General features: G+C 71.5%; 15 protein-coding genes. 7 read left to right on the plus strand and 8 right to left on the minus strand.

From position 1 onward, the window contains the following. Window positions 1-29 precede the first annotated feature (29 nt). Window positions 30-614 (plus strand): TetR/AcrR family transcriptional regulator, encoded by a 585-nt coding sequence (locus ABD292_RS09850; RefSeq protein ID WP_344206760.1) that lies wholly within the window; start codon window positions 30-32, stop codon window positions 612-614. Between the two features lie 284 nt (window positions 615-898). Here the strand turns inward: ABD292_RS09850 and ABD292_RS09855 are convergent, their stop codons facing one another. The 4 genes from ABD292_RS09855 to ABD292_RS09870 form a co-directional block, all read right to left on the minus strand. Beyond that, window positions 899-1,897, minus strand: a complete 999-nt coding sequence (locus tag ABD292_RS09855) for a LacI family DNA-binding transcriptional regulator (RefSeq protein ID WP_344206761.1) — start codon at window positions 1,895-1,897, stop codon at window positions 899-901. A 29-nt stretch (window positions 1,898-1,926) separates the two neighbouring features. Beyond that, window positions 1,927-4,551, minus strand: a complete 2,625-nt coding sequence (locus tag ABD292_RS09860; protein ID WP_344206762.1) for a glycoside hydrolase family 3 C-terminal domain-containing protein — start codon at window positions 4,549-4,551, stop codon at window positions 1,927-1,929. A 12-nt stretch (window positions 4,552-4,563) separates the two neighbouring features. Beyond that, a complete protein-coding gene (locus ABD292_RS09865; protein WP_344206763.1) occupies window positions 4,564-5,301 on the minus strand; it encodes a DUF305 domain-containing protein in 738 nt (245 codons plus the stop codon). Window positions 5,302-5,681: 380 nt separating this feature from the next. Then, window positions 5,682-7,022, minus strand: coding sequence for a DUF1996 domain-containing protein (locus ABD292_RS09870; protein ID WP_344206764.1), 1,341 nt, complete (start codon window positions 7,020-7,022; stop codon window positions 5,682-5,684). Between the two features lie 236 nt (window positions 7,023-7,258). Here ABD292_RS09870 and ABD292_RS09875 point away from each other — a divergent pair, with 236 nt between their 5' ends. Both ABD292_RS09875 and ABD292_RS09880 read left to right on the plus strand, forming a co-directional pair. Further along, window positions 7,259-10,912: a discoidin domain-containing protein gene (locus ABD292_RS09875; protein ID WP_344206765.1), complete on the plus strand. Its 3,654-nt coding sequence runs from the start codon at window positions 7,259-7,261 to the stop codon at window positions 10,910-10,912. Between the two features lie 28 nt (window positions 10,913-10,940). Continuing rightward, complete coding sequence (locus ABD292_RS09880; RefSeq protein WP_344206766.1) at window positions 10,941-13,496, plus strand: discoidin domain-containing protein; 2,556 nt, start codon at window positions 10,941-10,943, stop codon at window positions 13,494-13,496. Between the two features lie 42 nt (window positions 13,497-13,538). On the opposite strand, the gene ABD292_RS09885 is transcribed toward ABD292_RS09880, so the two are convergent. Continuing rightward, on the minus strand, window positions 13,539-14,846 hold the full coding sequence (locus ABD292_RS09885) for an ROK family transcriptional regulator (RefSeq protein WP_344206767.1): 1,308 nt from the start codon (window positions 14,844-14,846) through the stop codon (window positions 13,539-13,541). Window positions 14,847-15,010: 164 nt separating this feature from the next. On the opposite strand from ABD292_RS09885, the gene ABD292_RS09890 reads away from it, so the two are divergent. From ABD292_RS09890 to ABD292_RS09905, 4 genes are read left to right on the plus strand one after another with little or no spacing between them, the layout of a single operon-like run. After that, window positions 15,011-16,318, plus strand: a complete 1,308-nt coding sequence (locus ABD292_RS09890) for an ABC transporter substrate-binding protein (protein ID WP_344206768.1) — start codon at window positions 15,011-15,013, stop codon at window positions 16,316-16,318. Then, entirely contained in the window at window positions 16,315-17,325 is a 1,011-nt protein-coding gene (locus ABD292_RS09895; RefSeq protein ID WP_344206769.1) for a carbohydrate ABC transporter permease, read from the plus strand. The genes ABD292_RS09890 and ABD292_RS09895 overlap by 4 nt, the downstream gene beginning before the upstream one ends. Then, window positions 17,318-18,172: a carbohydrate ABC transporter permease gene (locus ABD292_RS09900; RefSeq protein ID WP_344206770.1), complete on the plus strand. Its 855-nt coding sequence runs from the start codon at window positions 17,318-17,320 to the stop codon at window positions 18,170-18,172. The genes ABD292_RS09895 and ABD292_RS09900 overlap by 8 nt, the downstream gene beginning before the upstream one ends. A gap of 29 nt (window positions 18,173-18,201) precedes the next feature. Beyond that, entirely contained in the window at window positions 18,202-19,581 is a 1,380-nt protein-coding gene (locus ABD292_RS09905) for a GH1 family beta-glucosidase (RefSeq protein ID WP_344206771.1), read from the plus strand. Here the strand turns inward: ABD292_RS09905 and ABD292_RS09910 are convergent. The 3 genes from ABD292_RS09910 to ABD292_RS09920 are packed head-to-tail and all read right to left on the minus strand — an operon-like array spanning window position 19,554 to window position 22,203. Next, window positions 19,554-20,546: an MBL fold metallo-hydrolase gene (locus tag ABD292_RS09910; RefSeq protein WP_344206772.1), complete on the minus strand. Its 993-nt coding sequence runs from the start codon at window positions 20,544-20,546 to the stop codon at window positions 19,554-19,556. The genes ABD292_RS09905 and ABD292_RS09910 overlap by 28 nt on opposite strands. Next, window positions 20,543-20,959 (minus strand): SRPBCC family protein, encoded by a 417-nt coding sequence (locus ABD292_RS09915; RefSeq protein WP_344206773.1) that lies wholly within the window; start codon window positions 20,957-20,959, stop codon window positions 20,543-20,545. Before ABD292_RS09915 ends, ABD292_RS09910 begins: the two co-directional genes overlap by 4 nt. After that, window positions 20,956-22,203, minus strand: coding sequence for a M24 family metallopeptidase (locus ABD292_RS09920; protein WP_344206774.1), 1,248 nt, complete (start codon window positions 22,201-22,203; stop codon window positions 20,956-20,958). Before ABD292_RS09920 ends, ABD292_RS09915 begins: the two co-directional genes overlap by 4 nt. Window positions 22,204-22,221 lie beyond the last annotated feature (18 nt).

Here is a 22,221-nt window from a genome sequence, read left to right on the forward strand (position 1 = left end):
AGCCCACTTGTCAAAGCCTGGAGGAGGCCATGCCCCACACCGCCCGGCGACGGCCCTTGCGTGCGGACGCCCAGCGCAACTACGACCGCATCGTCAGCGCGGCCCGGGACGTCTTCGCGCGTGACGGCGCCGGCGCGGCCCTGAAGGAGATCGCCCGCCAGGCCGGGACGGGATCGGCGACGCTGCACCGACTGTTCCCCTCCCGTCGAGCTCTGCTCGAAGCCGTCTTCCACGATCGTGTCGAGGAGTTGTGCGCCATGGCGGCGCAACGGGCCGAGGAGAGCGAGCCGGGCCCCGCGCTCCTGGCCTGGCTGAGGGACCTCAACACCTACGCGGGCACCAGCCGCGGCCTGGCCGCCTCGCTGCTGCACGACGGCCGGGATGCCGACCTGCTGGAACAGAACGAGGGCTGTCAGGCGATGATCACCGACGCGGCGCGTGAACTCCTGCGACGGGCACAACAGGCAGGCGCCGTACGTCCCGGGCTCCGCGCCGAGGATCTGCTCGCGCTCGTCAACGCCATCTCGCTGGCCACCGAGCGCGACGACGACACCGAGCGGGCGGACCGGCTGCTGGACATCGCGATCAAGGGCATCCGAGGCCAGGCCGCATGACAGATCAGCTGGATCCGTACATGATCGGCATGGCCCTGCCGGGGCGCGCTCGCGGTGCCGCACCGATCACGGCCGGCCGGAGCGCAAGGGGATGTCAGTGCCGCCCGGCACTGTGACGTCGATGAACGTGCGCGTGCGCGAAGCCGTCCTCGACGCTGAGCTGCCGGAAGAGCTGAAGAAGGATGCCCTGCACTCAGCCATCGGACACGTCCGCCCGACGGGTTCGAGGCCATCCACTACGCTCAGCACCACGAATCCGCACGACACGACTCGGCCGTCTGCTGTCAGCCGGAGGCGCGGACGATCAAGGCGGGCTCGAAGATGACGGACCTGGGCGTACGGCCCGGCTCGTCGATGTGGTCGAGGAGGAGGCGAGCCATCTCGGCGGCCATGTCCTCGACCGGGTGCCGGATGGTCGTGAGCGGTGGGCGGCAGGCGGTCGCGGCGCTGCTGTCGTCGAAGCCGATCACCGCCACGTCATCGGGGACGGAGCGTCCGTGGTGGCGCAACGCGTGCAGCGCGCCTTGGGCCATCAGGTCGTTGGCGACGAACACGCCGTCGAGGTCGGGTCGCTCGGCCAGGAGCCGTTCCATGGCCCTTTCGCCGCTGTCGTAAGTGAATCCGCCCTCGCTGTAGGGGACGTAGGCGTGTCCGTGCCTGGCCATCGCGTCCTGGAATCCCGCCAGGCGTGCCTGGGCGGCGGGCACGTCGAGCGGACCGCAGACGCTGGCGACGCGGCGGCGCCCCAACTCCACGAGCCGGTCGGCGGCCAGGGCGGCGCCGGCCCGGTGGTCGAGGTCGACGTAGCTGATCGGGACACTGCCCGCCGGCCGGGCGAACAGCACCGCGGGCACCTCCGCCTCTACCAGCTCCACCGGCAGCGGGTCGGCCGCGTGCGTGGAAACCAGCAGCGCGCCGTCGGCATCGCCCTGCCGCAGGTACGACACGACCTCCGCGCGGCTCTGCGCGGTGTCGGCGAACATCAGCACCGGGTGGATGCCACGCGGCCGCAGAAAGCTGATGATCCCGGCGACGACGCGGCCGAAGAACGGGTCGGTGAGGATGGGGCTGGGTGACGGGTCATCGTCGCCCCCCGCCCCGGACAGCACCAGGGCGACCGCGCCGGTGCGCCTGGTGACGAGGGAACGGGCGGCGCGGTTGGGGACGTAGCCGATGGTGTCGATCGCCTGCAGCACCGTCGCCTGGATGACAGGGTCGACGTTGCGGATGCCGTTGATCACCCGGGAGACGGTGGCGCGGGAGACACCGGCGACCCGTGCCACGTCTTCCAGGGTAGGAGAGCCCCCTTGTTTCACCCGCTCTTTATAACATGCGATTGGAGAGCGCTCTCCTTGCTGTGTGAGACCGTTATGACAGCCTCCAGCGGGAGATCGGCGGCCGAGCGCCCGGCGAGCACCGACACTTCGCCCTCGGCTGTACGCCAGGCGCCCGCCCAGTGCTGGAAGGCCCTGGCCGGCACCTCCACCACCGCCTCCACCTGCTCGCCGGGCACGGCCGTCACGGCGGCGAACCCCGCCAGCCACCGAACCGGCCGCTCGTGATCCTGCGGCCTGGCCAGGTACACCTGGACCACCTCGCGGCCCGCCCGCCGGCCGGTGTTGCGCAGCGTGACGCACACCCGCGCCGGCCAGCCGGGCGCGACCCGCTCCGGTGCGCACAACCCCTCGTACGCCCAGGTCGTGTAGCCCAGCCCGTGCCCGAACCAGTACGCGGGCGAGTCCTGCTCCCGCAGCCAGCCCCGGTACCCGATGTGCGGGCCTTCGGCGTACTCGAGCACGCCCCGCTCCGGCACAGTCGGAGCCAGGGCCCGGTCCGCCCAGGTGGTGGGCAGCCGCCCGCCCGGCTCGGCCCGGCCGAGCAGCACGTCCGCCAGGCCGTTGCCGCCCTCCTCGCCGGGGAACCAGCTGACCAGGACGGCCGCCGCCTCCTCCCGCCACGGCATCGCCACGGGACCGCCGGAGTTGACCACCACGACAGTCGCCGGGTTGGCCGCGGCGACGGCCCGCACCAGCTCGTCCTGGCCCTCGGGCAGCGCGAGCGTCTCCCGGTCGACGCCTTCGCTCTCGGCCTGCTCGGTGGTGCCCACCACGACGACGGCCACATCGCACGAGCCGGCCAGCTCGACCGCGGCGGCCAGCTCTGCCGCCGCGCCCGCGGGAGCCGGGGCGGCGGCCAGCACGCAGGCCCGCCCGCCGCCGGGGACGAGCTCGCGGCGCATGACGATCTCGACCTGGCGGCCCGCTTCGAAGGTGACGCGTCCCGTGCGGTACGGCGGAGCCAGGTGCACGGTGGCGGGGTCGTCGGTGTGCCGGGGGACCGTCTCGTCGATCACGACGCGGCCGTCCACGGTCAGCTCCAAGCGGCCCCATCCGGCGGCGGCCACGTCCCAGGGGCCCGCGCGGTCCGGCCGTACGAGGGCTCTGACCTCGACGGCGGCGGCCCGGTGGATCGGTCCTTCCGGTTCGGGAAGTCGGCCGGTGAGGCGATGCTCGGCGTGGATCTCGGCGCCCGCGGCGTCGAGGAGGCGGACCAGGAGCCCGGGCTCGCCGGTGCGCGGATTCCGGGCGATGGCGACGTCGAGGGGGGCGGGCAAACCGCCAAGGGCGACGCCGGTGGCATGGTGCACCTCGGCGTGACCGTTCAGCGCGGTGCGGAGGCCGGCGAGCGGAGTGACGAGGGATTCAGGGTAGACGCCCGCGCTCCCGCCGCCCTGGATGCGGGGCCTGGCGGCGTTCGGTCCGATGACGGCGACGCGGGTCAGCCGGACCGGGTCGAGGGGGAGGAGGTCGCCCTCGTTGCGCAGCAGTACGGTCGAAGCGGCGACCGTACGGCGCAGGAGAGCGCGATCCGGACGCTCGGCGCGATCCAGATGCTCGGCGCGATCCGGACGCTCACCGACGCTCCCGGTGGTGGGGCCGCCGGCGGAAGGGCTCAGGGCGGAGGGGGCGGTGAGGTTTCCGGCGGTGGGGTCGGCGGGGGAGGAGGCGGTGAGGTTTCCGGCGGTGGGGTCGGCGGGGGAGGAGGCGGTGAGGTCACCGGCGGTGGGGTCGGCGGGGGAGCCGGGCAGTGCGCCGACGCGGGCGGCCAGCCGCAGCAGGCGGCGCGCCTTGTCGTCGATCGCCGCCTCCGGCACCTCGCCGGCGCGGACGGCCGCCACCAGCGCCTCGCCCCACGGCCCGTCTGGGCCCGGCATGACCAGGTCCTGGGCGGCACGCGCGGAGGCGACGGCGGACCGCACCGCTCCCCAGTCCGACACCACCACCCCGTCGAACCCCCACTCACCCTTCAGCGGCTCGGCCAGCAGGTCGTTCTCGGACATGGTGACGCCGTTGACCCCGTTGTACGCCGACATCACCACCCAGACCCCCGCCTGGACGGCTGCTTCGAAGGGCGCCAGGTACACCTCGCGCAGGGTGCGCTCGTCGACGCGGGCATCGAGGGTGAGCCGGTCGGTCTCGGAGTCGTTGGCCACATAGTGCTTGGCCGTGGCCGCGACCCCGCGCGACTGGATGCCGCGGATCACCGCCGCGCCGATGCGACCGGTCAGCAGCGGGTCCTCGGAGTAGCACTCGAAGTGTCGTCCGGCCAGGGGGGAACGGTGCAGGTTCAGGGTGGGGGCCAGGACGACGTGCACCCCCTTGCGCCGCGCCTCGACGGCCAGCAGTTCGCCCATGGACTGGGCCAGGCTCTCGTCCCAGGTGGCCGCGAGCGCGGTGGCGGAGGGGAGCGACAGGGAGGTCCGGCGCTCGTCCCATCCTTCCCCGCGTACGCCTGCGGGGCCGTCGGAGGTCACCATGGGTTCCAGCCCGATGGCGGGCTCGGCGGGCGTGCGCCACACGGTCGCTCCGGTGAGCAGCCGCACCTTGCTCTCCAGGTCCAGCTTGTCCACCAGGCGGTCGAGGTCGTCCGGGATCACACGCGTGTCCTTTCAGGAGGGAGAGCGCTCTACCGCGCCGAGGGCGGAGAGCTGGGTCGTACGGGTGCGTTCGATGGCGGCGGCCAGCGCCTTGATGCCGGGATCGGCGCCCGAGACCTGTTCCGAGCGGGTCACGGACCGCGACTGGCGTAGGTGGGCGCGGAGATGGCCGGTGAAGAGCGTGTCGAAGGCCGGGCCTTCGGCGGTGCGCAGGCGAGCGAGTTCGGCGGCGGTGATCATCCCGGGCATGTCGTGCCCGGCGTGCGGGTTGGTGGCGGGCAGTCCGGTGGCGGGCAGATCGGTGGTGTGGAGGGCGGTGGGCGGTCCGGTGGTGTGGAGGGCGGTGGTGTGGAGGGCTGCGCGCAGGCGGGCGAGTTCGGCGACGTGCGCGGCGCGCAGCCGAGCGGCCAGCTGGCCCACGGCAGGTGCGTGGCTCCGGGAGGCGCCGAGGTCGAGCAGCGGCAGGACTCGCTCGTCCATCGGGATCATGAGCTGCAGCCAGGCGACATCGGTGGGGTTGACGCTCGCGCTCGTGACGGGGTGCGTGATCTGTGGGTCGTCCGCTTGTGTGGACGCCGGTATGGGGTGCGTGATCTGTGGGTCGTCCGCTTGCGTGGGTGCCGGTACGGGGTGCGCGATCCGCGATCCGCCCGCTTGCGTGGACGCCGGTACGTGGTGCGCGTGCCGTGCCGCGGAGCCGCCGCGGGCCAGGCAGCCGCCCATCAGCACCGCCGCCAGCGCGAGCAGCACCAGCGCCGCCGGCGCGGTCCGAGCCGACGACGTGCGCTTGTCAGCCGCGCGTGGTGCTGTCGACGTGCGCTTGTCAGCCGCGCGTGGTGCTGTCGACGTGCGCTTGTCAGCCGCGCGTGGTGCTGTCGACGTGCGCTTGTCAGCCGCGCGTGGTGCTGTCGACGTGCGCTTGTCAGCCGCGCGTGGTGCCGTCGACAAGCGCTCGTCGGCCGCGCGTGGTGCCGACGACGTACGCTTGTCGGCCGCGCCCGGTGCCGTTGACAAGCGTTCCCCGGCCGCGCGTGGTGCCGTCGGCGTGCGCTTGTCGGCCGTGCGCGGTGCCGTCCGCCCGTCCCGGTGGCCGGGGCGGGCGGACGGGCCGGGTGTTCCCGCAGAGGACATCAAGGAAGTTCGAAGTCCTCGGTGAGCGCCGCTCCCCGGTGCGGCTTGTAGAGGTCGTAGCCGCGCGGATTGCACTGCAGTCCGCCGTTGATGCAGTGGGTGACCAGCGCGTCGAGGATGCGCGGGTCGTCCCAGGCGTTGAAGAAGTCGTAGTGCCAGGTGTAGCCGCGCCCGCTGGCCAGGCGCGCCTGTGACAGGTCGCCGCTCGCCGGGAATGCGATCTTGAATTCCAGCATGGGCACCGCGACCGGGTGGCTCGACGGGCAGTAGCCGCCGACGGGGTAGGCCATGTGGCTCTTGTGGTCGGCGCTGTCGAGGTTGACCCCGTTCCAGCAGCTGGGAGCCTGGAAGCGTACGTTGACCTGGCTGCCGGGCACGCAGTACTGCGGGATGTCCCAGCTCTTGGACAGGTCGCCGCACTCGAAGCCCTCGACCGCGCCCGGGTGGGTGCGGAACTCCTCCTGGGTGGAGGTCGGGCTGCCGACGACGAAGCGCAGGCCCTGCGGGAAGGGCTGCACCCGCCAGTACTCCAGAATGCCGGACTTGTAGTAGATCACCTGGTTGCCTACGGGCTCGATGAGCTGGTTGCCCTTGTAGAAGCTGGGGAACCAGTAGGCGGACTTGTCGTGGTGGTTGGTGCAGGAGGTGTTGCCGCCCAGCAGCGAGGAGGACGTGCTGTGGGCGTTGGTGGTGGTGTTGCCGACGAAGGTGTGCATGTGCGACGCACCCGGCAGTCCGGGGTAGACGATCGGGTCGTCGGGCCGGTTGGCGGTCAGCGAGCAGTTGGCCTGGAACTCGTGGTGGGTGACCTCGTCGGTGAAGGTCGGCTTGGGCCGGGGCGTGGTTCCGGCGCCGCCGGTGCCGTGCACCTCGAACTCCAGCAGGGAGTAGCCGTAGCCGGTGGCGCGGGCGGTGCCGTACATGCGTACGTAGCGGCCGGTGCCGCTGACGCTCCAGGTGTCGGTGCCGCCGTCGCCGCCGGTCACGGTCTTCAGGTCGGTCCACGAGTTGCCGTCGGGGGAGGACTGGACCTTGTAGTCGCGCGCGTAGGCGGCCTCCCATGACAGCACGACCTTGCTGATGGTGGCCGGGGCGCCCAGATCCACCTGGATCCACTGCGGGTCGGTCCAGGCGCTCGACCAGCGGGTGGTGAGGTCGCCGTCGAAGGCGGCGCCGGCCGCGTACGCGCCGCCCTCCGACGATGACGCCGAGGCGGCCCTGCCCAGGGACAGCACCGTGTCGGCGGCGGCGGGCAGCACGAAGGCCAGGCTGGTGGCCGCCACCGCGGAGACGACGGCGGCGGCTGACGCGAGGGCGGTCTTTCTTCGGAGCACGGACATGGTCTCTCCTCGGGGGCGGGGGGTGGGAGAGCGCTCTCCTGAGAGAGTGAACGCCGGACCGACGGCTTGTCAAGGCGGCGAGAAACCGCACTTCTCGATTACGTGGCGGTGACCTGCGCATTTCGGCCCAGCAACGTTTTGGGCCTTGACGGGGGTTGCGCCAGGATGCAGTGTCACGGCACGGAGAGCGCTCTCCTCCTTCTCTCGGCACCGCCCACCCCTAGGAGAGAGTGAACGTGTTTCCCGTCCGACATCCCGGCCGGTTCCGGTTCGGCCTGGTCGTCGCCCTGGTGGCGGGCCTGGCCGGCCTCGGCCCCGCCCCGGCGGCCCCCGCATTTGCCCTTGCCGCCCCCGTATCCGCCCTGGCCGTACCGGCCCCCGCGGCCGCGCCGGCCCGCACGGCGGCATCGGCCCCCGCGGCCGGCACAGCAGCACCGGCTCGCACAGCGCTCGCGGCGGCACCGGCCGTAGCGGCACCCGCGGCGGCACCGGCACGCACGGCATCGGCCCCCGCGGCCGGCACGGCAGCACCGGCCCTCGCGGCTGCACCGGCCGTAGCGGCGCCCGCGGCCGCCCTGGCCCCATCGGCCGCCGTCGCCATGGCCGAGGTCCTGCTGTCGCAGGGCAAGGCCGCCACCGCGTCCTCCGCCGAAGGCGGCGACACCGCCGCCGCGATGGCGGTGGACGGCAACGCCGGCACCCGCTGGTCAAGCGCCTTCAGCGACGCCCAATGGCTCCAGGTGGACCTGGGCGCCCCGGCCGTACTGAGCAGGATCGTCCTCACCTGGGAAGCCGCCTACGGCCGGGGCTACAAGCTGCAGGGTTCCGCCGACGGCAGCTCCTGGACCGACCTGAAGACCATCACCGACGGCGACGGCGGCACCGACGCGCACACCGTGACGGGCACCGCCCGCTACGTCCGGATGCTCGGCACCCAGCGCGGCACCGGCTACGGTTACTCCCTCTGGGAGTTCCAGGTGTACGGCGAAGGCGGTCAGACCTCCGGCTGTGGCACCGCCAACGCCGCCCAGGGCAAGCCCGCCACCGCCTCCTCGACCGAGGGCGCCGCCTACGCGGCCGGCGCCGCCGTGGACGGCGACAACGGCACCCGCTGGTCCAGCGCGGCATCCGACCCGCAGTGGATCCAGGTCGACCTCGGCTCCAGCCAGAACATCTGCAAGGTCACTCTCCTCTGGGAGGCCGCCTACGGCACCGCCTACAAGATCCAGTCCTCGCCCGACGGTTCAGCGTGGACCGACCTGAAGACCGTGACCGGCGGCGACGGCGGCACCGACGCCCTCGACGTGTCCGGCACCGGCCGCTATGTCCGCATGCTCGGCACTCAGCGCGGCACCGGCTACGGCTACTCCCTCTGGGAACTGCAGATCAACACCGGCGACCAGCCCGAGGAGCCCGGCGACTGGACCGAGGTGTGGCGCGAGGACTTCACCGGCCCAGCCGGCACCTCGCCGTCGGCCGCCAACTGGATCAGGCGCACCGGCACCTCCTATCCCGGCGGCGCCGCGAACTGGGGGACCGGCGAGGTCGAGACGATGAGCGACTCCACCGCCAACGTCAGCCTCGACGGCGACGGCCACCTCAGCATCAAGGCCGTCAAGGACCGCGACGGCAACTGGACCTCCGGCCGCGTCGAGACGCAGCGCACCGACTTCGAGGCCAGGCCCGGCGAGATGGTCCGCTTCAGCGCCCGGCTGAAGCTGCCCGACGTCGCGAAGGCCCTTGGCTACTGGCCAGGCTTCCGCGCCACCGGCGCCGCCTACCGCGGCGACTACACCAACTGGCCGGGCGTCGGCGAGACCGACATCATGACGGCCGTCAACGGGGCCGACGAGTTCTCCAACACGCTGCACTGCGGCACCGCGCCCGACGGCGTCTGCAACGAGTACAACGGGCGTACCAGCGGCTTCGCCACCTGTGGTGGCTGCGCGACCGGCTACCACGAGTTCTCGCAGGTGATCGACCGCACCAAGAGCGACGAGGAGATCCGCTTCTACCTCGACGGCAGGCAGACCTGGGTCGTACGGCAGAGCCAGGTCGGCGTCGCCGCCTGGCGGGCGGCCGTTCATCACGGCTTCTACCTCCGCCTGGACCTGGCCATCGGCGGCTCGCTGCCGAACGCCGTCGCCGGAGTCACCACACCGTCGCCGGAGACCGTCTCGGGCGGCGTGCTGAGCGCCGACTGGGTGTCGGTCGCCCGCCGGTCGGGCGCCACGCCGGCCCCGATGACCGACGGACCGGTCCCCGCCGGGCCGAGCGTCGTCCGACTGACCGGCGGCAACGGCAACTGGCAACTGTCGGTCAACGGCCAGCCGTACCTGATCAAGGGCGTGACCTACGGCCCGCCGCAGGCCGCGGCCGACGGGTACATGCGGGACCTGAAGGCGATGGGCGTCAACACCATCCGCACCTGGGGGGTGGACGACGCCGCCACGCCTTCTCTGCTCGACGCCGCGGCCCGGAACGGGATCAAGGTGATCGTCGGGCACTGGCTGAACCAGGGCGCCGACTACGTCAACGACACGGCCTACAAGACCACCGTGAAGAACGAGATCGTGGCCCGGGTCAACGCGCTGAAGAACCGCCAGGGCGTGCTGATGTGGGACGTCGGCAACGAGGTCATCCTCACCATGCAGGATCACGGGCTGCCGGCCGACGTGGTGGAGCAGCGGCGGGTGGCGTACGCGAAGTTCGTCAACGAGATCGCCGTGGCCGTCCATGCCGCGGACCCCGACCACCCGGTCACCTCGACCGACGCCTACACCCACGCCTGGACCTACTACAAGGCCCACTCGCCCGCGCTCGACCTGCTCGCCGTCAACTCCTACGGCGCCATTCACACCGTGAAGAACGACTGGATCGCCGGCGGATACGACAAGCCGTACATCGTCACGGAGGCTGGGCCGGACGGCGAGTGGGAGGTCCCGAACGACGTCAACGGCGTCCCTGACGAGCCGACCGATCTGGAGAAGGGCCAGATGTACACGGCCGGCTGGAACGCCATCAGCGGCCACACCGGGGTGGCGCTCGGCGCGACCATGTTCCACTACGGCCTGGAGAACGACTTCGGCGGCGTCTGGCTGAACATCACCCCGGGCGGCTGGCGCCGTCACGGCTTCCACGCCCTCCAGCAGGCCTACACCGGCCGGCCGACCGGTAACACCCCGCCGCGCATCACCTCGATGACGGTCGGTTCGCAGACCGCGGTCCCCGCCGGCGGCACGTTCACCGTCGACACCCAGACCACCGATCCCGACGGGGACCTGATCCGCTACCACGTGATGGTCAGCGACAAGCACATCACCGGCAACCGCGGCTTCCGGCACGCCCGCTTCACCCAGACCGCCCCTGGCAGGCTCACCGTGACCGCGCCCGAGCAGCTCGGCGTCTGGAAGGTCTACGTCTACGCCTTCGACGGTCACGGCAACGCCGGCATCGAGCAGCGTTCGTTCCGGGTGGTGCCGCCGGTCGTCGACGGCACCAACGTGGCGCGCGGCAAGCCGACCACGGCATCGTCGTACCAGGCGACCGGCGACGGCGGCCCGTTCACCCCGGATCGGGCCACCGACGGCAGCTTCGGCTCGCGGTGGGCCAGTGAGTGGGCCGATCCGCAATGGATCCGGGTCGACCTCGGCGCGCTCACCCCGATCAAGCACGTCCAGCTCGGCTGGGAGGGCGCCTACGCCAAGGCGTACCAGCTCCAGACCTCCGTCAACGGCACCGACTGGACCACCGTGCACGCCACCACCACCGGGGACGGCGGGTTCGACGGCATCGACCTGAACACCTCCGCCCGGTACGTCCGGCTCAACCTGACCGAACGCGGCACGACCTACGGCTACTCCCTCTGGGAGTTCGGCGTCTACCGCTAGCGAACCCCTCCACCTGAAAGCGGATGCCATGCACCTCAGACCGACAAAGGCCGCGATCGCGGTCCTGGCCGGCCTCCTCGCCGTGCCCCTGATCACCGCCCCCGCGTACGCCGACGACCCCCTGCTCTCCCAGGGCAGGACCGCGACCGCCTCCTCCGTCGAGCACAACGGCACCGCACCGGCCCTGGCGGTGGACGGCGACGACGCCACCCGCTGGTCCAGCGTCGCCGGCGCCGACCCGCAATGGCTCAGCGTGGACCTGGGCGCCTCGGCCCACATCAGCAAGGTCGTGCTGAACTGGGAGGCGGCCTACGCCACCGGCTACCGGATCCAGACCTCGCAGGACGGGACGAACTGGACCGACCTGAAGACCGTGACCGGCGGCGACGGCGGCGTCGACTCGCTGGACGTGACGGGCGACGGCCGCTACGTCCGGATGCTCGGCACCGCTCGCGCCACCGGCTACGGCTACTCGCTGTGGGAGTTCAAGGTCTACGGCACGACCGGCGGCGGCAGCGGCGGCGCGTGCGGCGCGGCCAACGCCGCCCTGAACAGGCCCGCCACCGCGTCCTCGACGGAGAACGCCGGCACCCCGGCCAAGAACGCCTTCGACGGCGACACCGCGACCCGCTGGTCCAGCGCCGCCGCGGACCCGCAGTGGCTGCGGGTCGATCTCGGTTCTGTGCGGGAGATCTGCGAGGTCGGCCTGAACTGGGAGGCCGCCTACGGCAGGGACTTCACGATCCAGGCCTCCGCCGACGGCACGAACTGGACCACACTGAAGACGGTGACCGGCGGCACCGGAGGCGCCGCTTCGTACCAGGTGACCGGCTCCGGCCGGTACGTACGCGTCCACGGGACGACCCGAGGCACCGGCTACGGCTACTCGCTGTGGGAGGTCGCCGTGCGCGTCAAGGGCGACGGCGGAGGGGAGGACCTGCCCGGCGGCGGCGACCTGGGCCCGAACGTGAAGGTCTTCGACCCGTCCATGCCGGCGGCCACGATCCAGGCGCAGATCGACCAGATCTACAAGCAGCAGGAGGCCGCGCAGTTCGGCCTCGGCCGCTACGCGCTGATGTTCAGGCCCGGCAGCTACGACGTCAACGTCAACACGGGTTTCTACACCTCGATCCATGGCCTGGGCCGTAACCCCGACGACGTCACCGTCAAGGGCGTGAGCGTCGACGCGGGCTGGTTCAACGGCAACGCCACCCAGAACTTCTGGCGCTCCACCGAGAACCTGTCCGTCGCCCCCTACGACGGGACCAACAGGTGGGCGGTCTCCCAGGCGGCGCCGTTCCGGCGGATGCACATCAAGGGCGCGCTCAACCTGGCGCCGTCCGGGTACGGGTGGGCGTCCGGCGGTTACATCGCCGACAGCAAGATCGACGGCCAGGTCGGGCCGTACTCCCAGCAGCAGTGGTACACCCGCGACAGCACCATCGGCGGCTGGACCAACAGCGTGTGGAACATGACCTTCTCCGGCGTCCAGGGAGCGCCCGCGGGCAGCTTCCCGGAGCCGCGCTACACGACCCTGGACACCACCCCGGTCAGCCGGGAGAAGCCGTACCTCTACCTGGACGGCGACGGCTACCGGGTGTTCGTGCCGGGCAAGCGCACCGACGCGCGCGGCATCAGCTGGGCGAACGCCCCCACCCCGGGCACGTCCGTCCCGCTCGCCGCCTTCTACGTCGCGAAGCCCGGCGTCACGGCCGCGACCCTGAACCGGGCGCTCGCCCAAGGTCTGCACCTGCTGTTCACGCCCGGCATCTACCAGCTCGACCAGACGATCGAGGTGAACCGGGCGAACACCATCGTCATGGGCCTCGGCCTGGCGACGCTGGTCCCCCAAGGCGGGATCACCGCGATGAGGGTCGCGGACGTGGACGGGGTGAAGCTCGCCGGCTTCCTCATCGACGCCGGTCCGGTCAACTCGCCGACCCTGATCGAGATCGGCAGGCAGGGCGCGCACACCGACCACTCCGCCAACCCCGTCTCGCTGCAGGACGTGTTCGTCCGCGTCGGCGGCCAGTTCGCCGGGAAGGCGACCGCCGGCCTGGTGGTGCACAGCGATGACACGATCATCGACCACACCTGGATCTGGCGCGCCGACCACGGCGACGGCGTCGGCTGGAACGTCAACACCGCCGACTACGGCCTGCGGGTCCACGGCGACGACGTGCTGGCCACGGGCCTGTTCGTCGAGCACTTCCAGAAGTACAACGTGCAGTGGTCCGGCGAGCGCGGCCGGACGATCTTCTTCCAGAACGAGCTGGCCTACGACCCGCCGAACCAGGCCGCGTTCATGAACGGCTCCGTCAAGGGCTGGGCCGCGTACAAGGTCGACGACTCGGTCAACGTCCACGAGGGCTGGGGCATGGGCAGCTACTGCGTCTTCACCAGCGATCCGACGATCGAGGTGGACCACGGCTTCGAGGCTCCCGTGAAGCCCGGGGTGCGCTTCCACAGCCTCCTGGTGGTCTCCCTCGGCGGGAAGGGCCGCTACAACCACGTGATCAACGACACCGGCGCCCCGGCGTTCGGCACCGACACCATCCCGTCCACGGTCGTCTCCTACCCCTGACGGCAGGCCCGGCCGGTGCGGGGAACCGCACCGGCCGGGGGCTCAGACCTGCACGCCCGCCACCGCGCGCCACCCTGTCCGCTCGGGCACCAGGTCGGCCTCGGCCACGGGGGAGTCCCGGCGTCCGCCGCGGGCGAAGAACTCGGCCAGCGGCAGCGTCGCGGCGCCGACCGTGACGGCGTCGGGTCCGAGCCGTCCCGGCTCGATCACGACCTGCCCGGCGGGGTGGCGCAGCGCGTAGGCGGTCGCGTGGCGTCGTACGGCGTCCAGCAGGTACGGGGCGAGCTGCAGCCCGGCCCAGCCGCCGAGCAGGATGCGCTCGGGGTTGTAGAGGTTGATCAGGTTGGCCAGGCCGGCGCCCAGGTACTCGGCGGTCTCGTCGAGGACCGCCACCGCCACGGGGTCGGGGGCGGCGCCGTCCTGGGGGAAGGCGGCGGCGATCATCGCGGTGACCGCCGACTCCTCGTCGGCGTCAGGGGGGAGCGCCCCGCCGGCCTCGCGCCAGCGCTGGATCAGCGCCTCGGCCCCGGCGTACGCCTCCAGGCAGCCCCGCGAGCCGCAGCGGCAGCGCCGGCCGCGGACCTGGACCACGGTGTGTCCCCATTCGGCCGCGCTGCTGTGGGTCCCTTCCATGATCGTGCCGCCGGTGACGACGCACGCGCCCACTCCCGACCCGAACAGGACGATGGCCGCGTCGCTCGCGCCCCGCCCGCCGCCGAACCACATCTCGGCCCGGCCGAGCGTCTTGGCGCCGTTCTCGATGAAGAGCCGGGCCCCGGGCGGAAGGGCGACCGACGTACGCAGCAGGGACTCCAGGGGGACCCCGTCCCAGCCGATGGTCTGCCCGTGCACCACCGCGCCGTCGCCGGAGCCGCGCTCCACGATGCCGGGCACGCCGACGCCGGCGCCGAGAAGCAGGTCGTCGGGAACGTCCGCGCGGGCGACGACGGCGGCCACTCCGTCGGCGATGTGCCGGACGACCGACGCCACGTCGTGGCCTCTGCCCTCCAAGGGACGCTCGTAGCGGGCGAGCTCGGTGAGGCCGAGGTCGAACAGCTCGACCCGCACCCGCGTCTCCCCGACGTCGACGCCGATCAGGCAGGCGCAGCCCGGACGGACGCGCAGCAGGTGGCGGGGGCGCCCGCCGTCGGAGTCGACCGTGCCGGCATCCTCCACCAGCCCCTCGCCCGCCAGCTCGGCCACGATGGTGCTGATCGAACCCGAGCTCAACCCGGTGGCCGTGCCCAGCGCCTGACGGCTCATGGGGCCGTTGAAATACAACTGTTGCAGGACCGCCCCACGACTGTTTCTTCGCAGGTCGCGGACGGTCTGCCTACTGAGCTTGGCCATGCGGCTCCTCTCCTGGGTGCAATCTACCGTTTCGCGTCCCTTGACGGCCGCATCTCTCAGGTATTAACTCAAGCCCTGAATTAAGGTCTGAAGGAAACTCTCCGCAGGAGATCGTCCCGAACGGCACCCCCCATCCCAGGACTCCCTCGAAGGGACGACCCGTCATGCAGAAAACACGAGTCGCAGCAGCCGTCCTCGCTCTCGGCACCCTCGCCGCCTGCGGCACCGGGAGCACCGGCGCCGGCGAGGCCGGCAAGGGAACGCCGAAGACACTGACCTACTGGGCGTCCAACCAGGGCCCCAGCATCGAGGCGGACAAGGAGATCCTCACGCCCGAGCTGAAGAAGTTCGAGCAGCAGACCGGGATCAAGGTCGAGCTGGAGGTCGTCCCCTGGGCCGACCTGCTCAACCGCATCCTGGCCGCCACCACGTCCGGCCGAGGCCCCGACGTGCTCAACATCGGCAACACCTGGTCCACCTCCCTGCAGGCCACCGGCGCCCTGCTGCCCTGGGACGCGGCCGCCTTCGGCAAGATCGGCGGCAAGGACCGCTTCGTGGACTCCGCCCTCGCCTCCGCCGGCGCGGAGGGACAGGACCCGGCCGCGGTCCCGCTGTACTCCATGGCGTACGCGCTCTACTACCACAAGAAGGCGTTCGCGGACGCGGGCATCGACAAGCCCCCGGCCACCTGGGACGAGCTGGTCGCCGCCGGCAAGAAGCTCTCCACCGGCGGCAAGTGGGGCCTCGGAGTCGAGGGCTCGAACCTGTCGAACAACATCCACCAGGTCTTCGTCCTCGCCAAGCAGCACGGCGCCGACTTCTTCGACGCCTCGGGCAAGCCGACCTTCACCTCCGACGGCGCCGTCGCCGCCGTGAAGCAGTACGTCGACTTCATGGCCACCGACAAGATCGTCGCCCCGGGCAACGCGGAATACGCCCAGAACCAGTCACTGCAGGACTTCGCCAAGGGCAACACCGCCATGATCCTCTGGCAGACCGCCGCCACCACCCTGAAGTCCCACGGCATGAAGCCGGAGGAGTGGGGCGTCGCCCCGGTCCCCGTCCCCTCCGGCGCCCCCGGCACCGGCCAGAACATCAACTCCATGGTCGCCGGCATCAACCTGGCCGTCTTCAAGAACAGCGACAACCTCGACGGCGCCCTGCAGTTCGTGAAGTTCATGACCGGCGACGAGGAGCAGAAGATCCTCAACAAGACCTACGGCTCCATCCCGCCGGTCAAGGCCGCCCAGCAGGACGCGGCCTTCAACACCCCCGACCTCGCCGTCCTGCGCGACACGCTCGCCACCAGCGCCGCCCCGCTCCCGCGAGTTCCCGAGGAGTCGCAGTTCGAGACCGCGGTCGGCACCGCCGTCAAGGAACTGTTCGCCGACGCGGCCCAAGGGCGTCAGATCACCACCGAGCTGGTCAAGGAGCGCCTCACCAAGGCTCAGCAGCAGATGCCGACGCGGTGAGCGGTCGCGACATGGCCACCGTCACCCAGGATCCGGCCCTGCCGGGCCGCCGCACCGAGCGGCCCGGCAGTGCAGGCCGGACGCCCCGCAGGAAACCGCGCCTGCGCCGGGCGAGCCTGCCGTACCTGCTGCTGCTCCCCGCCGCGCTGCTGGAGCTCCTCGTGCACCTGGTGCCGATGCTCACCGGCATCCTGGCGAGCTTCAAGGAGCTCACCCAGTTCTACATCCGGGACTGGAGCGCCGCGCCCTGGCGCGGGCTGGAGAACTACCGCGTCTCGGTCGACCTCGACGCCCCCGTGGGCCAGGACCTGCTGAACTCCTTCTTCGTCACCTGCGTCTTCAGCGTCCTGGCGGTCGGCACGTGCTGGCTCGTCGGGACCGCCGCCGCGATCTTCATGCAGGAGAACTTCCGCGGCCGCGGCCTGCTGCGGGCCGTCTTCCTCACCCCGTACGCGCTGCCCGTCTACGCGGCGGCCATCACCTGGACGTTCATGTTCCAGCGGGACAACGGCATGGTCAACCACGTCCTCGTCGACCAGCTCGGCCTGATCGACGAGCGCCCCTTCTGGCTGCTCGGTGACAACAGCTTCGTCGCGCTCGCCGTCGTGGCCGTCTGGAAGACCTGGCCGTTCGCGTTCCTCATCGTCATGGCGGCCCTGCAGAACATCCCCAAGGAGCTGTACGAGGCCGCCGCGATCGACGGAGCCGGCGTCTGGCAGCAGATCCGCAAGATCACCATGCCGTCCCTGCACCCGATCAACCGGGTCCTCGTCCTGGTGCTGTTCCTGTGGACGTTCAACGACTTCAACACGCCGTACATCCTGTTCGGTGACTCCGCGCCGGCGCCCGCGAACCTGATCTCCATCCACATCTACCAGTCCTCGTTCGTCACCTGGAACTTCGGCACCGGATCGGCCATGTCGGTCCTGCTGCTCCTGTTCCTCCTCGTGGTGACGGCGGGGTACCTCCTGGTCACCTCGCGCGGAAGGAAGACCGCCGATGTCTAGCGCGCCGACCGCGCCTCCGCGGTCCTTCCTGTGGGCACGGGCCGTGTTCCTGACCCTGCTGTCCGGGTTCGTGCTCGTGCCGGTGTTCGTCATGGTCAGCAGCTCGCTCAAGCCGCTGCAGGACGTCTCGGGCCGCTTCCGCTGGCTGCCCAGCGGCCTGACGGTCAGGCCGTACTTCGACATCTGGGACACGGTCCCGCTCGCCCGCTACTTCGCGAACTCCGTCGTCGTGGCGGGGGTGGCGACCGTCCTCTCGGTGATCATCGCCATCTTCGCGGCGTACGCCGTCAGCCGCTACGAGTTCCCCGGCAAGCGGGTCTTCACCGTCACCGTGCTGTCCACCCAGATGTTCCCGGGCATCCTGTTCCTGCTGCCGCTGTTCCTGATCTACGTCAACATCGGCAACGCGACCGGAATCGCCCTGTACGGCTCGCGCGGCGGCCTCATCCTCACCTACCTGACCTTCTCCCTGCCGTTCTCGATCTGGATGCTGATCGGATACTTCGCCTCGATCCCGCGGGCCCTCGACGAGGCCGCGGCCGTCGACGGCTGCGGGCCCGTCGCCGCGCTGTTCCGCATCGTCATCCCCGCCGCGATCCCCGGGATCGTCGCCGTCGCCGTCTACGCCTTCATGACCGCCTGGGGAGAGGTGCTGTTCGCCTCGATCATGACCGACGACACCACCCGTACGCTCTCCGTCGGCCTGCAGGGCTACGCCACGCAGAACGACGTCTACTGGAACCAGGTCATGGCCGCGTCGCTGACCGTCAGCGTGCCGGTCGTCGCCGGGTTCCTGCTCCTGCAGCGCTACCTCGTCGCCGGCCTCACCGCCGGAGCCGTCAAGTGACGCCCGCGCCGCCTCTCGAAAGGACCTCTGTGACCCACCCCATCGACCTCGCCGCCCTGCCCCGGGACTTCGCCTGGGGCGTGGCCACCTCGGCCTACCAGATCGAGGGAGCCGTGGCGGAGGACGGCCGATCCCCGTCGATCTGGGACACCTTCTCCCACACCCCCGGCACGATCGACAACGGCGACACCGGCGACGTCGCCTGCGACCACTATCACCGCTGGCCCGAGGACCTCGCCCTGATGAAGGAGCTCGGCGTCACCTCCTACCGGTTCTCGCTCGCCTGGCCGCGGATCGTCCCCGGCGGCGACGGCGCCGTCAACCGGCGGGGCCTCGACTTCTACTCCCGCCTCGTCGACGCCCTGCTGGACGCCGGCATCACCCCGAACGCCACCCTCTACCACTGGGACCTGCCGCAGACCCTCCAGGACCGCGGCGGCTGGCCCGCCCGCGAGACCGCCGAGCACTTCGCCGCCTACGCGGCGGTCGTCGCGGACGCGCTCGGCGACCGGGTGCGGCAGTGGGCCACGCTCAACGAGCCGCTCTGCTCGGCCTGGATCGGCCACCTCGAAGGCAGGATGGCTCCCGGCGTCACCGACATCACCGCCGCCGTCCGCGCCTCCTACCACCTGTTGCTGGGCCACGGCCTCGCCACCCAGGCGGTGCGCGCCGCCGCGCCCGGCGCGGAGATCGGCATCGTCAACAACCTCTCCACCGTCGAACCCGCCACCGGCTCCGACGCCGACCTGGCCGCCGCCCGCCGCATGGACGGCCACACCAACCGCTGGTGGCTCGACCCCGTACACGGCCGCGGCTTTCCCGCCGACCTGCGCGAGACGTACGGCGTCGACCTCCCCGAACGTCCGGGTGACCTGGCCACGATCGCGCAGCCGCTGGACTGGTTGGGCCTGAACTACTACTTCCCCATGTCGATCGCCGACGATCCCGACGGCCCGCCCCCCTTCGCCCGCCAGGTCCCGAGGCCGGACGCGCCCCGCACCGGCATGGACTGGGAGATCGACGCCGGTGGCCTGGAGAGTCTGATCATGCGCCTGACCACCGAGTACGGGGCGCGCCGGATCCTCGTCACCGAGAACGGCTCCGCCTACCCCGACACCGTCGGCCCCGCCGGCGTCGCCGACCCGGAACGCGTCCGCTACCTGGAGGAGCACCTGGCCGCCTGCGCCCGCGCCGTCCGCCGGGGCGCCCCGCTCGCCGGTTACTACGTCTGGTCGCTGCTGGACAACTTCGAATGGGCCTACGGCTACGACAAGCGCTTCGGCCTCGTCCACGTCGACTACACCACCCAGCGCCGTACGGTCAAGAGCAGCGGCCGCCGCTACGCGGAGGTCATCCGCGACCACCGCCACGCCCTCGCCGCTCAGCCGGCGGATGCCTCCGTCGTGTAGAGGCGGTAGGTGGTGAGGACGTTGAGTCTGTGCAGGTTGCGGCACAGGTGGAGCATCGCGTCCTGGGCCTGGGGTGGTCCGAGGACGGAGGCGAGCGCCGGGTCAAGGCGGTCGGCCCACGGATCCGTGCAGGCCGCGGTGGTCTCCTCCAAGGTGCGGCCCTGCTGTGTCGCGGCGTGGACCTCCTCGTGGAGCCGCTCAAGGTAGGAGATCAGGGTGTCGATCGCCGCGTGGCCGTCCCCGGCGGGGCCGTGGCCGGGCACGATGGTCCGGAGGTCGGGCAGCGCCGCCTTCATGGCGCGCAGGGTGGCGGCGTACGGCGCGGGGCCGCCCTGCAGCAGCATGTGGGCGATGCCGGCGTGACACAGGAGGTTGCCGGTCCACGCCGTCCCGATGTCGGGCACGTGGACCACGGTGTCGCCCGGGCCGTTGCCGGGTCCGAAGTGCCACAGCTGAACCGTCCGGCCGCCCAGGTCGACCTCGGCGAAGGAGTCGAAGACCAGGTCGGGGAGCCGCCAGGTGGTCACCGCGTCGAAGAGGGCCTCGTCGCCGTACATGTTTCCCGACCTGACCTGCTTCTCGTAGCCGAGGTCGGTCATGTTGTCCCGGTTGGCGCGCGAGGAGATGATGACGGTCTCGGCGGGGAAGGCCAGGTTCCCGAAGGTGTGGTCGCCGTGGTAGGTCGTGTTGACCAGGTAGCGCAGCGGCCGGTCGGTCAGCTCGGCGGCCAGCGACTGGATGGTGCGCGAGACGTCAGGGGTGATGCCGGCGTCGACCACCAGCGCGGCGTCTCGTCCGGCGATGAGCCCGTTATTGTCCTTCGGGGCCGGGACGGCCATCAGCGCGTGGACGCCGTCGGCGAGCTGCCGCGGGACGAGCTTCAGGCCGACCGGCGACAAGTTGGGCCCGTTGTAGGCGGCGGGCCGCTCGGCGATCTCTCGCTCCGGGATGTGGTGCGTCGTCACAGCAGCGTCCCCAGTCGTTCGAAGAGTTGCGGCACCTGCTTGCCGAGCTGGGTGCGCACCAGATGCTCGGCCATCTTCGGCACCCCGTTCAGCTCCAGCCGGAACTCCACCCGGCAGCCGCCCTCGGTCTCGCGGACGCGGTACGTCTGGCTCACCCCCGGCTTGGCCTGCGGCGGGGTGCGCAGCGTGAGCGATTCGCCCGGCACGTAGTCGGCGACTGTCAGACCGATCTCGGTCCGGCGGCCCATCACCTTGCGGACCTGCTCGACGTGGGCACCCTCGCGCAGCGGACCGTTCATCCGCGACTCCAGGACGTCGGCCTGCCATTCGGGGAAGCGCGCGGGGTCGGACAGGACGGCGAAGACGGCGTCGGCGGGACGCGCGTACGACGCGGTGTGGTCGACGGTGATCACACTCGGCTCCTCAGCAGCTGGGCGGTCAGCGGGTTCAGCTCGACGGGTTCGTCCTCGCCGATGACGACGGTGCCGCCCAGGTTGGTCAGGCGGTCGCCGATGACGGCGTTGGGTTCGAAGGCGAAGGTCATGCCCGGGGCGAGGGGCAGCTCACCGCCCATCGTGGGCACCTCGAACAGCCGCCCGTAGCGGGCGGCCTCGGGCAGGCGGCGCAGCCCGGCGCCGAACCCGCACACCGGGCCCATGGGGTTGAGCGTGTGCACCAGCGGGTGCACGTTCCAGGCGCCGGCCTCCTCCAGCGGCGCGCGCATCGCCTCGACCAGGTCGCCGAAGGTGTTGCCAGGGCGGGCGGCGGCCAGCCCGGCCTCGTACGCGGCGCGGGCGACCTTGGCGCCCAGCTCGATGTCGGGGTGGACCTCGCCGACGGCGATGGCCACCTGGTGCTGGGTCTCCTTCATGCCGAACCGGCAGAACACCTCCGCCATGACCACGTCGCCGTCCTCGATGACGCGCGGGGCCTGCGGCCGGTAGGACCACGCCGGCGGCCCCCAGGAGACGAAGCCGGGCCCGGAGGAGAGCAGCATGTCAGGAGCCGCCAGCCCGCGGCGGAACGCGGCCGCCATGCCCGCCGCGTACACGTCGGCCTCACTGGCGCCGGGCCGGGCCGCCTCGACCATCGCCTCGGCCATGGCGTCGCCGGTGGCGGCGGAGTGGCGGACGACGGCCAGCTCCTCCTCCGACTGGCAGATGGTGGCGAACAGGTAGCTGAGCCCGACCGGCTTGAACTCCACGTCCGGCAGCTCGGCGAGCACCTGGTTCCACAGCCCGTGCGGCATGATCGGGTTGATGTGGAAGGGCGGGTAGGGATCCAGGCCGAGCACACCGACGGCCGCGCTCTCCAGGCGGTGCTCGCGCAGGACCTCCACCACCCCGGCGGCGTGCTTGGCCACGCGGATGCGCTCGGGCGGCATCCACAACTCCTCACCGCGACGCAGCGCCTGGATGTGGTCGGCGATGGGCAGGGTCGACCAGGTCAGCTCGATCGGGTCGGCGTCGCGGCAGAAGATGACGATCGCGCCGGGGCGGTCGTTGGTGAAGTAGACATCCGGCGCGAAGGGGGCGAGGTCCGCGCACTCGTGCTCGCCGTAGGCGATGAGTGCCTGTACGCCCTCGGCTTCCATGATCTCCCGTGCGAGCGCCCAGCGGCGGTCGCGCTCGGCAAGGGAGTAGGTGGGAACGTTCATGCGGGAAACGCTAGGGAC

The organism is Nonomuraea bangladeshensis, assembly GCF_039529455.1.
In the GTDB taxonomy this organism is placed as follows: Bacteria; Actinomycetota; Actinomycetes; order Streptosporangiales; family Streptosporangiaceae; genus Nonomuraea; species Nonomuraea bangladeshensis.

What these genes read in the sequence shown, in the direction of transcription:
- ABD292_RS09920 (WP_344206774.1), bottom strand. Translation starts at nt 22,203, where the DNA reads ATGAACGTTCCCACCTACTCCCTTGCCGAGCGCGACCGCCGCTGGGCG.
- ABD292_RS09890 (WP_344206768.1), top strand. Translation starts at nt 15,011, where the DNA reads ATGCAGAAAACACGAGTCGCAGCAGCCGTCCTCGCTCTCGGCACCCTC.
- ABD292_RS09885 (WP_344206767.1), bottom strand. Translation starts at nt 14,846, where the DNA reads ATGGCCAAGCTCAGTAGGCAGACCGTCCGCGACCTGCGAAGAAACAGT.
- ABD292_RS09880 (WP_344206766.1), top strand. Translation starts at nt 10,941, where the DNA reads ATGCACCTCAGACCGACAAAGGCCGCGATCGCGGTCCTGGCCGGCCTC.
- ABD292_RS09900 (WP_344206770.1), top strand. Translation starts at nt 17,318, where the DNA reads ATGTCTAGCGCGCCGACCGCGCCTCCGCGGTCCTTCCTGTGGGCACGG.
- ABD292_RS09850 (WP_344206760.1), top strand. Translation starts at nt 30, where the DNA reads ATGCCCCACACCGCCCGGCGACGGCCCTTGCGTGCGGACGCCCAGCGC.
- ABD292_RS09870 (WP_344206764.1), bottom strand. Translation starts at nt 7,022, where the DNA reads ATGTCCGTGCTCCGAAGAAAGACCGCCCTCGCGTCAGCCGCCGCCGTC.